Genomic DNA, 13,834 nt, shown 5'->3' on the forward strand with positions numbered 1-13,834 from the left:
AATAACAAAGCCAGACTCAGTCTGGCTTTTTAGTTTTTACGCTGAGTTCAAAGAATAAATCTTAAAATAGGTATAGTCTTGAATATCGTTTTAGTAGAGTGGTTTAATTGTCGTTATCTATAGTGTTAGCGGGCAGTCATCACTAAATAGGAGTAATTTATATTTTACTCTGCTGTTTATGGCTGAAATTCTTAGTATTTTAGGTATGATGTGAGCTGTAACCGAATCATCTTATTGTTAATAAACAGGTGTAAAGTGTCTTATGACTGATCTTGAGCAACAGGTTTTTACTCAAGTTAGAGCTATCATAGCGAACGAAGAGCAAGTGATTGGCCGCCGAGGGATTCTAATTCCACTCAAAAAAGCGATCCTTGCTGAAGGCGACATTCGTAATGTGATTGACATTATCTCGAGCGATCCCGCATTGGCAGCGCACATGCTTATGCGCAGTAATTCCGCACAGGCTGCTGTAGTGGAAAATCACAAAACTCGTTCGTTGAAAGAAGCTTTGATCCGCTTAGGTCAAGTTAATATCTATCGCTACGCCTTTACGTTCTATTTAAAAGAACGCCTCGATGAACTGCCACAGCCCTATAAAAAGTTGGTCCAAGGTTATTGGAAGCTGACTGAAGATATTGCAACGGATGCGGTAGATAGCTTAGCGGATATGGAAGGTGTGGAGGTTGATGCTGACGAAGTACAAACCTTAGCTCTGTTCAGTGTGTTCGGCCAAATTATCGCACTGACCGCATTTGCCTATTTAAATGCTAATGCCGAACAGTCATTTCCTTTAAGTGTGATTAAGTCATTGATTGATAATCAACAACAGACCTTAACCATCGAAGCGTTCGAGGCGTTAGATCTCGATCAGGATCTGCGTCAAGAGTTTATGATCGCCCATAATTTGCGTCAGACCCGTAATCCTAATTCATCAGGGTTGATACTGCGCCGTGTCTTGTCTATGCGTGGATTGTTGATGAATCCGCTGTAATTTGTCGATGCTATGAAATAGTCATTTGACTCAATAAACAAGCCTGCATTCGCAGGCTTTTTTACTCAATGTCACCCGCATTAATTCGTCTTCTGCTGGCGGGATAAACCTTCCCTCGCCACCAGTTGTAACCAATTTTGGATCAATGCAGAGTTAGCACTGTGGCGGCGATAGGCACCAAATAGCGGTCGTTTCAGACCTTCTTGGCCGAGTTTTACCGTAGCGAGACTCAGTCCATGTCCTTCATTAATCGACCAACTTGGCAGTGCGGCTATGCCGTCTTTACAGGCGATGCGTTGCAATAACATCATGGTTAAATCACAGGTTTTTTGCTCGCCCGCCTCTATGCCCGCAGGCTCTAAAAAGTGGCGATAAATGTCTAAACGCGTCAACGGCACTGGATAACTGATAATAGGCAAGTGTGCTAATTGCTTAGGGGTGACATAGGCTTCTTTCGCTAAAGGATGATCCTTAGCAACCACTAACTTCACTTCAAAATCAAACAAATGCTGGTAGGCGAGTGAATGCCCAGGCACAGGATCTGAGGTTAATACAATATCCAGTTCACCCATTTCTAAGGCATTGAGCGAGTCGAACAAGTGGCGGCTCGACAAGTCTAACTCGGCTGTCGGATGATCTTGTCTAAATTGCTCCATTACAGGCATTAACCAGCGAAAACAGCTATGGCACTCAATGCCGACACGCAACTGATTGGTTTCGGTTTCCAGCCCATTCTTCAAATCTGTCTCGGTTTCTAACACCTTAGGCAAAATTTCTTCGGCCAGATGCAGCAGGCGTGCACCTTCTTGGGTGAATGACAGTGGCTTACTCTTACGCACAAAAATGGGCGAGTTAATCCTTTGCTCCAACTCCTTAATCTGGTGGGAGAGGGCGGATTGAGTGACAAAACGTTTTTTGGCTGCGCCCGCCAAACTGCCGCTTTCTTTCAGGGCCATTAAGGTTCGCAGGTGTCTTAGTTCGATCATGTTCACTCCAAGTGAATTTCGCTCATGTTGTGCTTGAAATCAATTCGGTTGCTGGCATAGAGACTAACACAATAAACTTCTAGACGTCCAGACGCCCATTGTTATTTATCAAGGCTGAAGTGCTGAAAAGTGCCAAGAGAAAACAATCTGGTGGGTGCAAGTGCCGAATGTGGCTTATCTCAAATAAAGGAAGATAGAGTATGCAATTAAATAGTCTTGGGTTTCCCCGTATTGGGCGTCGTCGTGAATTGAAATTTGCCTTAGAAAAATACTGGCGTGGTGAGAGCACTCAGGCGCAATTGCGTGAAGTGGCGAGCGAACTTCGCCGCACCCATTGGCAGTGGCAAACGGCTGCTGGCATTGAGCAAGTTCCCGTGGGTGATTTTGCCTTTTATGATCAAGTACTGACCTTAAGCGCGACCTTAAATGCTATTCCTGAACGTCACCGTGGTGAAGGGGGCATCGATCTCGATACTTTATTCCGTGTTGCCCGCGGCAGAGCGCCAACGGGCCAAGATGCGCCAGCCTCTGAAATGACCAAGTATTTCAATACTAACTATCACTATCTAGTACCTGAACTCACGCAAAACCAAGTGTTTTCGATTGCCTATGAGCAGTTTTTTGAGGAAGTCAGCGAAGCGCAAGCGCTAGGCTATAAAGCCAAACCTGTGCTACTCGGCCCTGTTAGCTACTTGTTCCTTGCTAAAACTGTGGGCCAAGAGTTTGATAAGTTAAGCTTATTACCCAATTTATTAGCTGCTTATGCTGACATTTTGGCGCGTTTTGCTACTCAGGGAGTGCAATGGGTACAGCTCGATGAGCCCATGCTCGCATTGGAATTGGATGGCGAATGGCAAGCAGCGATCACTGAGGCGTATCAAGCCCTCAGCACTGCGAAGGTGAAGATCCTTCTTACCAGTTATTACGGCGGTATCGCACACCATCAAGCGCTGGTATCGGCCTTGCCGGTCGCGGGGTTGCATATCGATTTAGTCACAGCGCCGGATCAATTGGCAGTCTTTGCCAATGCGCTTGGTCAAGATCAAATTCTGTCGGCGGGTGTGGTCAATGGCCGCAACGTGTGGGCGGCAGAGGCGGATTTGATTGCCGAACGCATAGGCGCGGTTGCCCGTGATCTCGGAGATCGCTTGTGGATCGGTACCTCTTGCTCACTCCTGCACAGCCCTGTGGATTTAGAGGTGGAAGCCACGCTTGAGCCCGCGCTGCGTCAACAACTCGCGTTTGCGAAGCAGAAATTACTCGAACTGGCCAATGTGCGCCAATTGCTACTGGCACCTGAATCTATCGCGGCAAAAGAGATTGTGCAAACCTGTTTGGCACGCCGTGAGGCGAAAGCGCAGGCCGCCGACAGTCAAGTGATTGCCCGCGTTGCCGCGTTGACATCTGCCGATTATGAGCGTGTCAGTGATTTTAGCGTACGCCAAGCTGTGCAGCAGCAGAAGTATCGTTTACCTCTGTTGCCGACCACTACCATTGGTTCCTTCCCACAAACACCGGCAATCCGTGGACTACGCAGTCGCTGGCGCAAGGGCGAGCTAAGTGATGCACAATATACCGAACAATTGCAGCAAGTCACCCGCGATACTATCGACCGCCAGCTTAAACTCGGTATCGATGTGCTGGTTCATGGTGAGGCCGAGCGCAACGATATGGTGGAATACTTTGGTGAGCAGCTTGCGGGCGTTGGTTTTACTAAAAATGGTTGGGTGCAAAGTTATGGCTCACGCTGTGTTAAGCCGCCATTGATTTATGGCGATGTTAGTCGTCCAAAGGCGATGACGGTCGATTGGGCCGAGTTTGCCCAGAGCCTAACAGACAAGCCTGTAAAAGGCATGTTAACTGGCCCTGTGACGATTCTGCATTGGTCATTCGCCCGTGAAGATATCGGCCGCGATGTGATTGCGACTCAGCTGGCGCTGGCGATCCGTGATGAAGTGGTGGATTTACAAAATGCAGGTATTGGCATTATACAAATTGATGAGCCAGCCTTCCGTGAAGGTCTGCCATTGAAACAAAGTGAGTGGCAAGCCTATTTAGATTGGGCGGTGAATGCCTTTAAACTCAGCGCTGCAGGGGTTATTGATGAGACTCAAATCCACACCCACATGTGTTACAGCGAGTTCAATGATACGATTACCGCGATTGCCGCCATGGATGCCGATGTGATCACTATCGAGACTTCGCGTTCACGGATGGAGTTACTCAATGCCTTCGAAGATTTTGAATATCCCAATGAAATCGGTCCCGGTGTGTACGACATTCACTCGCCAAACACTCCAAGTGTGGAGGCCATGGTGCACTTAATCGAGAAAGCGGCGCAAAAAGTGCCCGTACGTCAGCTGTGGGTCAACCCAGATTGTGGCCTAAAAACCCGTACTTGGGATGAAGTCGAACCCGCACTGAAAAACATGGTCGATGCCACGCGAGAACTACGTCACCGCCTTGGTTAATATTATGCTTGAGTGAAATATTTTTTTACTGAGTTTATTGAGTTAGTAACAGCGGATGCTTATGCATCCGTTGTTGTTTATTGCTTGCCGACTAACTTAAGCATCTCGCGGTAAGCCTTTTTCGATAATGCGCACCATGCGCTCGGTTTTGCGGCGGGCTTTTTGTTGTTCAGTTGCTGCGCTTTCAGCAAGGCGCGATTGCTGGGCATTAAGCGCCCATTCAATATGCTCACGCACTATCTCATCGATATCTTCGCTGTGATTGCGGGCGTTAAGTGCGGCAATAATGCTTGGGCTCGCGGGAGCGTTACCCAGTGCTACTGCAATATTACGTAGCCAACGTTTATGTCCAATGCGACGAATGGCGCTGCCTTCAGTTTGTTTAAGAAACTCGGCCTCGCTCCAAGCAAAAAGGCTGAGAAGGTCAGGTTGCTTTAACTGCGGACGAATATGAAAGTCAGTTTCTTCAGTCAGCGGCGCTTGGCGATTGATGGGACACGCGAGTTGGCAATCATCGCAGCCATAGATGCGATTGCCCATGAGTGGCCTAAATTCTTCGGGAATAGCGCCCTGCAACTCAATGGTGAGATAGGAAATACAGCGTCTGCCATCGACCACATAAGGTTCTACGATTGCACCCGTTGGACAGGAGGTAATGCAGGCGACACAAGTGTTACAGCCTTCTTGAATGGGAATATCCACAGGTAGAGGCAAATTGATCAGTAGCTCACCTAAAAAGAACCAACTGCCAGCCTCATGGTTGAGTATGAGTGAGTGTTTACCTGTCCAGCCTATACCGGCTTTTTCGGCTAGGGGGCGCTCAAGTACAGGGGCTGAGTCAACAAAGGGGCGAAAGTCAGCGGCATCGAAACCGAGAGCAACTAACTCTGCACTGATTTGATCTCCGAGCTTTTTAAGTCGAGCGCGGATCAACTTGTGATAGTCGCGACCTCCGGCATAACGGGAAATATAACCTAAGTTGGGATCGGTGAGATTCGTTGCAAAGCCAGCTTCGGGTGGCAAATAGTCCATCCGTACGGAGATCACCCGCACTGTGCCCGGATGCAGTTCTTGCGGGCGAGCGCGCATCATGCCATGGGTAGCCATATAGGCCATTTCGCCATGAAAACCTTTGTCTAGCCATGCTTGGAGTTTGGCTTCTTCAGCGGTTAAATCCGTATCGCAAATGCCAACCTGCGCAAATCCGAGTGCTTTTCCCCACGTTTTAATTTGCAGAGCGAGCCGCGACAGCATGCTGGCATAGGATTGGCTTGGGGTTTGATTGACTAAAGTTGACATGAATTGATTGCAGCGAGGCTCTTGGCTAGGTGGCAATATGATAGCAGTTTTCACTTATTGAGGACGAGTTTACTCAGAAGGGGGCGTGAGGCGATATTTTCTTTGGGGTATTTGTTTATTTGCTGTTGGGATTGAGTCTATGATTAGGTCTACTGTTTATCGTTTGGTATTCGTATGCTGAGTGCGATTCCCCTTAGGGCGTGTTTTCTTGCGATGAGCTTATTAGGCCTGATGCCTAATCTTGTTTTTGCGGCGCCTGACAAGTTGAAATTGGTGACCGAAGCTTGGCCTCCCATGAGTTACGAGCAAAATGGTGTGCCGCAAGGTTTTGCGGTGGACTTAGTCAATACCTTGCAATCAAGACTGGGTCAGAGTGAAAAAATCGATGTGTTACCTTGGGCTCGGGCGTATTCGATTGCTAATACCTCTGCGAACGTTTTACTTTTTGCTACGTCAATTAATGATGAACGAGCTGAGCAGTTTGATTTTATCGGTCCTATTGCGACCAGCAAAATTGCATTGTACGCAAGGGCGGCAGATCCTATCGCTCTCGATCAACTTGCTGAACTTCAATCGACAGATATTGTGGGGGTTTATCGGGAATCGGCGGGTGCGCAGTTGCTACAACAAGCGGGCGTGGATAATTTGCTGGTGGCGAGTTTTCCACAGCAATCGGCGAAACAGTTGCTGTTTTCTCGAATTCGTTTTTGGTGCCAAGCGGATCTTGCGGTAAAGCAGATACTCGAAGAGGTTGGCGCGAGTGAGACAGATATCCGCCAAGTGTTTGTGGTATCGGAGATTAATCTCTATTTAGCTTTTTCTAAAGGGACGTCGGCGGAAACCGTTATCAGTTGGCAAACAGAGCTTGAGAAAATGAAAGACTCGGGTGAATTTAGTCGTCTGTATCAGACATGGTTTGGCACTTTGCCACCGCCATTACAACATCAAGTGTTTTGGCATAAGGCCGTTTAATTCTCTCTTAAAGCCTCATTCTTGGCTGATTTCACACAATTTCTGCCCGCATTTTTAGCCTCATAAAGAGCATTGTCGGCCCGCTTTAGCAAGGTGGCAAAATCTTTATCTTGATATGCATCTTCAGTATTATTTTGTGGTTCTAAAGTGGCGACACCAGCGCTAACGGTTAATTTGAGTTCTGCTGGTAAATTCTGTGCGCTAAGGCGGCTAATATGGTTCTGCAATTGATGCGCCAGCGCTAACGCACCTGTGGCGTCAGTGTTAGGCAATAGGATTAAAAACTCTTCACCACCGATGCGGCCAACGAGGTCTTTATTACCTGATAAGGCTCGGCCTGCATTTGCAATGGTCATAAGGGCGCGATCGCCTAATTCATGGCCGAAGTTATCGTTGATTTTTTTGAAGTGATCCGCATCAAAAATAATCACTGAAAAAGGGCTTTGATGTTTTAAGGCTTGCTGAAAATATTTCGCGGCTTGGGCATAAATATGCCGACGATTAGGGAGTTTGGTAAGGTAATCCGTGAGGGCAATAACTTGCAGTTGGCGATTTCTATGTACTTGTTTATAAGCGAATATAGACACTATCGTCAGGATAAAGCCCGCTAGTAATAGGATAATGTGTTGCAGTGATTTGTTCTTTTCGAGTAGCGCGAGCTCTTGTTCTTTAAGGTTTTGGTTTTCAATCAAGCGTTGATTTTCAGATTCAATCCGACTGGTATCAAACTTGACCTTTAATTCTGTCGTATGATGGGAGAGAGAATTGCCATCGACTTTTTTTGTTAGGGTAACAAATTCTTGCAGCGCTCCGTAGGCGGCAGATAAATCATTCATAGCCACATATATGTTACTTTTAAGCTGCAGCAGTTGAGTGAGTCCCCGATTATTCTGCAGAGTGCGAAAGGCTTTTTCCCCTTGCTCAAGTTCGGTAAGCGCCTCTTTATAGCGAGCTTGTTGAAACTTTATATCGGCCATAAAAAGCTTCATGAAGCTGTAATCGGTCAGATCTTTTTCATTAATAACAGTATCGGCTTCGATTAAATACTTTTCGGCTTCGTTTAGACGATTGAGTTTGATTAAGCTGTAGGCAATATTCGTTGCCATAGTTGCTGCCACTTTTTCCTGCTGATGTTCCTTGAAGTATTGATAACTTACTAAGAAATTATCTACGGCCTGTTGATGTTCACCGAGTTCATCTAAGGCAAGGCCAATGTCCGAGTTGACATACATTGCCTGTTCTTGGTTATTGTTTTTTAGATAGAGAGCTTTGAGTTTGGTGTAATAGCGGATTGCACTTTGGGGATCGCCATAACGTCTAAAACTGGTAGCAACATCGGCAAGGTTAATGTTAGCCCAACCGCTTAAATTGAGTGATTCATAGAGATCTTGCGCTGTGACGAGATCGTCTAATGCCGCAGAAAAATCGCCAATATAAGAGTAAAGTGCGCCGCGAATGCTGCGCGAGTCGGCGATTAGCTTAAGGTCTTCATGCTCATAGGCACGTTTAACACTGAGATTATAGCCTTCCATCGCGCCATCCATATCACCACTTAATTGCAGAAACCAAGAGCGGCAGAGAGTGAGGTCGGTAATGAAATGGGGGGAGGCGGTTGGCGGAATATTGCTCAGTGCTTGGTTAGTATTTTTAAGTGCCAGTGCAATAGCGGTGTCGTTTTCTGTATTCTGATCCCAGCATTTAAGCAGTTGCAGCTTTTCATGACGGGTGACATCGTCAGTCGAAATTAGTTTGCTTAATAACACTAGATTGCTTTCGATTTCTTCACGGGTCATAGGGACGCCGCTTTCAAATCTTGCAAATATTTTATCAACCTGAGTCTTTTCTTCTGCCATAGCGTTGCTGAGCGGCAGTAGAAGCAGCAATAAGGAGAATGATAAATACCTAAGTTGATGTAGCAAAAAAGATTCCTGTTCGAATTAAAATCAATAGCTAATTATTAGCTTAGCATAACTTGTTTGCTCATTTTTAATATAGATGTATAGCAATTTTGCATTCGGTTAATGATCAAGGTATAAACTCCGCCTTGGTTATTATCCCACAAAGGAATCACCCTTGAAGAAATTACTCTGTGCTGCATTATTCATTATGAGTGGCACTAGCTGGGCAGGCTCAGATTTAGAAACCTCTGGCGATGTATTGCATTTATTATTACCCGCTACTGCGATGGGCGCGACCTTGTTTTATGAAGAGGGTTATGACGGTAGTTGGCAGTTAATTCAGGCAGCGGTGTCGAGTCGGTTAATTGTTGAAGGTCTTAAGTATAGTGTGAGTAAAGACAGGCCAGACGATAGTGGCGATGATTCGTTTCCATCGGGTCATACCTCAGACAGCTTTATGGCGGCGACGTTTATTCAGCAGCGCTATGGTTGGCAATATGGTTTACCTGCCTATGTTGCCGCATCTTATGTGGGTTACACACGAGTGGCGAGCGACCAACATTACCTCGAGGATGTGTTAGCTGGCGCGGCGATTGGAGCGCTGGCGGGTTGGTATTTTACTCAACCCTATGAGGGGATTACAGTTACGCCGATTGCGGGTAACGGCGTTTATGGTTTATATGTGAGTGGCCAGTTTTGAGTCTATTTTTGGGATGCGAATCGAGATTTTTATGAGTGAATTATCAGCTGTTTACCGTGAAACTGCCGAGCAGATTTCTTACAATGTTGCGAATAAAGTGTTACCAATGGCGAAATTACCGGGTGACTTATTAGCAGCGTACCAAGGTTTGTGTGCCGAACTGTTGGAAGACAGGGAAGGTAAATTTAGCCAAGCTTGGGCATCTTTACCTGCCAGTGCGCGTAATCTAATGGAACAAGCCGCATTCCACGGTTTCTATATCGCGAATGCTTGGTTGCAATTGAGTCGTGTCGCCCAAGAAATTTCTGAGCAAGCCGATACCGATAGTGCAATCCAAGAGCAAGAATATAATGGCATTTTTACGCGCTTAGCCGATGAATCGCTCAAAGAAAGCCTACGTAAGTTGAAGAAAGCGCGTACCGATCGTGCTTTGCTCAATAGCTTTAAACAGGTGATGGCACCTTAGTGTTCTATTGAAATGAAAAAGCCCGTTACTGCAAAGTAACGGGCTTTTTGCTGGCTAGCACAAACGCTCAACTAAGCTGCTTTACTGCGACTTGGGTCGCGGCAACGCTATGCTTAGAACGAAGTGCGTTTGTAGCGGCGATATTCTGGACTCCAGAAATTGCCTTCAATCGACTGCTGTAAGATCTCATCGCTCATTGGCAGTGTTAACCCTTGTTCAACTGCTACTTTACCTACTGCGAAAGCAATATGCTTACTCACAGCATGGATATCTTCGAGTTTAGGCAGTAGTGGACCAGTACCATCGATTGCCAGTGGCGAACATTCGGCAAGTGCGCGACTTGAAGCCATCAACATGGCATCGGATACATGACGTGCGCCCGAAGCTAATACGCCTAAGCCAATACCTGGGAAGATAAAGCTGTTGTTGCACTGGGCAATTTCATAGGTTTCACCATCGACAACCACAGGCTCGAATGGGCTGCCCGTAGCGACGAGTGCTTGACCTGAGGTCCAATGCAAAATGTCCTTCGGTGTCGCTTCTACGCGGCTGGTGGGGTTCGACATAGGGAAAATAATCGGCCGAGCACAATGGCTGTGCATAGCGCGAATAATTTCTTCGGTGAAGAGACCCGGAACGCCAGATACCCCAATCAGCACTGTCGGCTTGGCGTTGTTAACCACATCGAGCAGTGAAATATTGTCGCTGAAATTGCTCCAATTTTGGATGTTGGTGCATTTCTGCGCCAATTTTTGCTGGAATGGCAACAGGTTAGGCATGTTGTCGAGCAATAAGCCCCAACGGTCAACCATACACACTTGAGTGCGAGCTTGCTCGTCGCTGATCCCTTCAGACACCATTTGTGCCACGATAGCTTCGGCAATTCCGCAACCGGCACTACCAGCACCGAGGAAGGCGATACGTTGTTGATTCAATTCAGTGCCCGCAGCCTTACACGCGGCGAGCAAGCAACCAACGGCAACCGCAGCAGTACCTTGAATATCATCGTTAAAGCAGCAATAGCGATCCTTATACCGCTCTAGGATTGGCATGGCATTCTTTTGGGCAAAGTCTTCGAACTGGATCAAAGTATCCGGCCAACGCACGTGGACGGCTTGCATAAAGGCTTCGATAAACTCGGCATATTCTTCGCCACCGATGCGTGGATGGCGCCAACCCATATACATAGGATCTTCTAACAACTGCGGATTATCTGTGCCTACGTCTAAGGTAATAGGCAGGGTATAAGCTGGACTGATACCGCCACAGCTAGTGTAGAGTGACAGCTTACCGATAGGGATCCCCATGCCGCCAATACCTTGATCGCCAAGGCCTAAAATACGTTCACCATCAGTGACTACGATAATTTTAACTTTTTGACGAGTCGAGTTATTGAGGATGTCATCGATCCTATCTTTGTTCGGATAGGAGATAAACAAACCACGGTTGCGGCGATAGTTTTTCGAGAAACGTTCACAAGCTAAACCTACCGTCGGCGTATAGATGATGGGCATCATCTCGCTGATGTTATTTTGCACTAAACGATAAAATAAGGTCTCGTTTGTGTCTTGGATATTACGTAGGTAAATGTGCTTGTCTAAGTCGTTATTGAAACTTCTAAATTGATCGTAGGCGCGAGAAGCCTGCTCCTCAATCGTTTCAATGGCATAGGGGACTAAGCCTTCGAGGTTAAAGAAAATACGCTCTTCTTCAGAAAATGCACTGCCCTTGTTAATCAGTGGGGCTTCAAGAATGGCAGGTCCTGCAAACGGAAGATAGAGGGGGCGTTTATTATCGTCCATGGGTAACCTTTTGAGTTATTGTTTAAGTGGTCAATACGTGCTGTAAGTCACGTAAGGTTATCATGAAATGTGATCTTTGTTGTCCGTGGAACGAGGTATTTGTGGTTTTTTTTGCAGCAGTAAAAAAGTCAGCTGTTTTAAACAGGATTTCTGAGGTTGTTGAGATGGAATTGTTAAGGTCTTGTTTATATCCAAACAAGCTCAGGTGTAGATAAAAACGGATATAAAAAAACGCAGCCTAAGCTGCGTTTTATGTCATAAGTTTAGCGTTATACGCCGCGATACTTAAGTGATAAGCCGCGGATAAAGTTACGCAGTATTTGATCGCCACACTCTTTAAAATTCTTGTGGTCTGGATTGCGGAACAGGGCGCTTAGCTCTGATTTTGACATTTGCACTTCGGCTAAAGCCAAAGCTGCTACTATGTCTTCTTCACGCATTTCGAGGGCAACTCTCAGCTTTTTAAAGATGAGGTTGTTGTTTAAACGTGAAACGGGCGCTGGAATTTCTGCACCTTCACGTAGACCGCGCTTCTCTATGATAAGACCATCTAAAAACTGACATAAGGTCGTGTCGTTACAAGCTTTATAACCTTCTTCCTCTTCTTTACGTAGAAGATCAATCATCTCTTCGACAGGCACTTCTCTTCCAGCTTTAGCAAAAATTTTAATCATTTTTGCATTGCTAAAATCAAACACGAAGCGCAAACGGCGCAAAATATCATTATTAATCATGGTCATCTCTTGGCGCGGCTGCGCTGTCTGGTTTAAGAGGCGGTATTATATACCCAAACCACCTTAATTGCAGAATTCAGCGGGAATTTAATGGCAGTTAGTTAAGGCCATTTATTACTCCGGCATAAACATTCTGGCAATTAACCTTTAATTATGTTGTACCAATAGATAAACAGTGCCGCGAAAATCAGTAGATAAATCAGGCCAAACCAAGAGAGTAGTTTCATCTTAGTCCCATATCTGTCTGTCTCGGGAAGCTGCTTGCTGGTCATTAAGCGGTAATTTAACCAAGCAAAAATGACTGTGGTCATAAAGGCCAAGATCATCACAAACTCGAGTAACGGTAAGAGTGCACCTTTAAAGAAGAGGATCAGCAATAAGCCAAAGGCACTGATGGCGAGCATGATCCCTGTGAGGCGTTTGTCTGAACTGGTCTTTGCGGTGAGTAACTGCCAGCCCATATCTAAGGTACGGCTATAGCCATCAATCACTGTTACTGTTGTGCTGAAAATACACAGAAATGCCACAATACCAATAAGATAACGACTCTCGCCGCCCATCACTTGGCTGTAAAGATTAATCAATTGATTAGCAAACTGTGCGCCGGAATCTGAAAAGTGTTCGCCACTGCCGTGCATCACTAAAGCGCCCAAGGACAAAAACACGATCGCGAGGATCGCAGTGATGATGTAGCCTAAGTTAAAGTCGAGCAGTGCCTGCGCTTTCGTGACCGTCTGGCTTTTCTGTTTTTCGAGCAACCAGAGAGAATTCCAAGCGCTGACTTCAATCGGTGCTGGCATCCAACCCATCATGGCGACCAAAAATCCCACATGGGCCATTGCCAAGGTGAAGGAGATACAAAATTGCTCGCTAATGGTTGAGCGTGATCCCAAGCTAAGGCCACGGCAATTAAGGTGGTTAAGGTTAGGGCGAACATGATGATCTTAGTGAGTCTATCAAGGAGTTGATAATGGCCTAAAATCAGTAAAGCCAAAGAACTCAGCAATACCAGCAGGGCTAACCAATCGATGGGCAGCGGAATAAATTGGGTCAACATAGCGGCGGTTAACATGCACACCCCTGCTGTACTGGCAATGGCGGCGATAACATTGAGCCCAGTAAACAGCAGTAAGTAACCTCGGCCCTGTTTTTGGTAGCCGTGCAGTAGACTCTCCCCTGTGGCAGCTGTGTAGCGTGCGCCAGCTGCAAAGAAGGGATACTTAAGTAAATTCACCCCAAGAATTACCCAAGCCAGTTGCCAACCAAATTCGGCGCCCGCCCGAGTCGAGGCGACTAAATGGGATGCGCCAATCGCCGCTGCGGCCATAAGTACACCTGGGCCCATGGCTTTAATGCCGAGAGTTAGGTGTGTCATCCAAGAAGATGAAGGAGAAGTTACTGAAGATTCTGTCATGTCGTTATTAAAAATGCCTGTTGAAAATTAATCTGGGGAATCGAACACTCCCTCATGCTAAGGCTGCGCTAACGCTAAGTGAGTGGCTCAACATTAAAGGT

At 46.4% G+C, this 13,834-nt stretch carries 10 protein-coding genes and 1 pseudogene; 5 read left to right on the plus strand and 6 right to left on the minus strand.

Annotated features, from left to right (window positions below):
• Positions 1–262: 262 nt before the first annotated feature.
• The gene (locus KFE26_RS03860; RefSeq protein ID WP_105250172.1) at positions 263–991 is read left to right on the plus strand and encodes an HDOD domain-containing protein; all 729 of its coding nucleotides are present in this window, start codon (positions 263–265) and stop codon (positions 989–991) included.
• Between the two features lie 80 nt (positions 992–1,071).
• Here KFE26_RS03860 and KFE26_RS03865 read toward each other — a convergent pair whose 3' ends face one another.
• Positions 1,072–1,977 carry a LysR family transcriptional regulator gene (locus KFE26_RS03865; RefSeq protein ID WP_028761667.1) on the minus strand — a complete coding sequence of 302 codons (906 nt, stop codon included), beginning with the start codon at positions 1,975–1,977 and terminating at the stop codon, positions 1,072–1,074.
• A gap of 200 nt (positions 1,978–2,177) precedes the next feature.
• On the opposite strand from KFE26_RS03865, the gene metE reads away from it, so the two are divergent.
• Positions 2,178–4,448 (plus strand): 5-methyltetrahydropteroyltriglutamate--homocysteine S-methyltransferase, encoded by a 2,271-nt coding sequence (metE, locus tag KFE26_RS03870; RefSeq protein WP_212599714.1) that lies wholly within the window; start codon positions 2,178–2,180, stop codon positions 4,446–4,448.
• 96 nt (positions 4,449–4,544) lie between these two features.
• Here metE and queG read toward each other — a convergent pair whose 3' ends face one another.
• A complete protein-coding gene (gene queG, locus KFE26_RS03875; protein ID WP_173242868.1) occupies positions 4,545–5,747 on the minus strand; it encodes a tRNA epoxyqueuosine(34) reductase QueG in 1,203 nt (400 codons plus the stop codon).
• A 174-nt stretch (positions 5,748–5,921) separates the two neighbouring features.
• Between queG and KFE26_RS03880 the strand changes: the two genes are divergently transcribed.
• Complete coding sequence (locus KFE26_RS03880; RefSeq protein WP_173242870.1) at positions 5,922–6,719, plus strand: ABC transporter substrate-binding protein; 798 nt, start codon at positions 5,922–5,924, stop codon at positions 6,717–6,719.
• Here KFE26_RS03880 and KFE26_RS03885 read toward each other — a convergent pair.
• A complete protein-coding gene (locus tag KFE26_RS03885) occupies positions 6,716–8,572 on the minus strand; it encodes a GGDEF domain-containing protein (protein WP_173913147.1) in 1,857 nt (618 codons plus the stop codon). The two genes, KFE26_RS03880 and KFE26_RS03885, sit on opposite strands and share 4 nt — an antisense overlap.
• 220 nt (positions 8,573–8,792) lie before the next feature.
• Here KFE26_RS03885 and KFE26_RS03890 point away from each other — a divergent pair, with 220 nt between their 5' ends.
• The gene (locus KFE26_RS03890) at positions 8,793–9,317 is read left to right on the plus strand and encodes a phosphatase PAP2 family protein (RefSeq protein ID WP_212599716.1); all 525 of its coding nucleotides are present in this window, start codon (positions 8,793–8,795) and stop codon (positions 9,315–9,317) included.
• 31 nt (positions 9,318–9,348) lie between these two features.
• The gene (locus KFE26_RS03895) at positions 9,349–9,783 is read left to right on the plus strand and encodes a DUF3069 domain-containing protein (RefSeq protein ID WP_105250165.1); all 435 of its coding nucleotides are present in this window, start codon (positions 9,349–9,351) and stop codon (positions 9,781–9,783) included.
• A gap of 113 nt (positions 9,784–9,896) precedes the next feature.
• Here the strand turns inward: KFE26_RS03895 and KFE26_RS03900 are convergent, their stop codons facing one another.
• The 3 genes and pseudogenes from KFE26_RS03900 to KFE26_RS03910 form a co-directional block, all read right to left on the minus strand.
• The gene (locus tag KFE26_RS03900) at positions 9,897–11,585 is read right to left on the minus strand and encodes an NAD-dependent malic enzyme (RefSeq protein WP_105250164.1); all 1,689 of its coding nucleotides are present in this window, start codon (positions 11,583–11,585) and stop codon (positions 9,897–9,899) included.
• A 269-nt stretch (positions 11,586–11,854) separates the two neighbouring features.
• The gene (locus KFE26_RS03905) at positions 11,855–12,319 is read right to left on the minus strand and encodes a DUF1456 family protein (RefSeq protein ID WP_168824742.1); all 465 of its coding nucleotides are present in this window, start codon (positions 12,317–12,319) and stop codon (positions 11,855–11,857) included.
• A 140-nt stretch (positions 12,320–12,459) separates the two neighbouring features.
• Positions 12,460–13,733 (minus strand): annotated as a pseudogene (locus KFE26_RS03910) (Nramp family divalent metal transporter).
• Between the last annotated feature and the right edge of the window lie 101 nt (positions 13,734–13,834).

The organism is Shewanella sp. M16 (genome assembly GCF_018224605.1).
Lineage (GTDB): Bacteria > Pseudomonadota > Gammaproteobacteria > Enterobacterales > Shewanellaceae > Shewanella > Shewanella oncorhynchi.

Bases quoted from the DNA above. Each gene is read 5' to 3' on its own strand.
- queG (WP_173242868.1), bottom strand. From the start codon at position 5,747: ATGTCAACTTTAGTCAATCAAACCCCAAGCCAATCCTATGCCAGCATG.
- KFE26_RS03895 (WP_105250165.1), top strand. From the start codon at position 9,349: ATGAGTGAATTATCAGCTGTTTACCGTGAAACTGCCGAGCAGATTTCT.
- KFE26_RS03885 (WP_173913147.1), bottom strand. From the start codon at position 8,572: ATGGCAGAAGAAAAGACTCAGGTTGATAAAATATTTGCAAGATTTGAA.
- KFE26_RS03865 (WP_028761667.1), bottom strand. From the start codon at position 1,977: ATGATCGAACTAAGACACCTGCGAACCTTAATGGCCCTGAAAGAAAGC.
- KFE26_RS03880 (WP_173242870.1), top strand. From the start codon at position 5,922: ATGCTGAGTGCGATTCCCCTTAGGGCGTGTTTTCTTGCGATGAGCTTA.
- KFE26_RS03905 (WP_168824742.1), bottom strand. From the start codon at position 12,319: ATGATTAATAATGATATTTTGCGCCGTTTGCGCTTCGTGTTTGATTTT.
- KFE26_RS03900 (WP_105250164.1), bottom strand. From the start codon at position 11,585: ATGGACGATAATAAACGCCCCCTCTATCTTCCGTTTGCAGGACCTGCC.
- metE (WP_212599714.1), top strand. From the start codon at position 2,178: ATGCAATTAAATAGTCTTGGGTTTCCCCGTATTGGGCGTCGTCGTGAA.
- KFE26_RS03860 (WP_105250172.1), top strand. From the start codon at position 263: ATGACTGATCTTGAGCAACAGGTTTTTACTCAAGTTAGAGCTATCATA.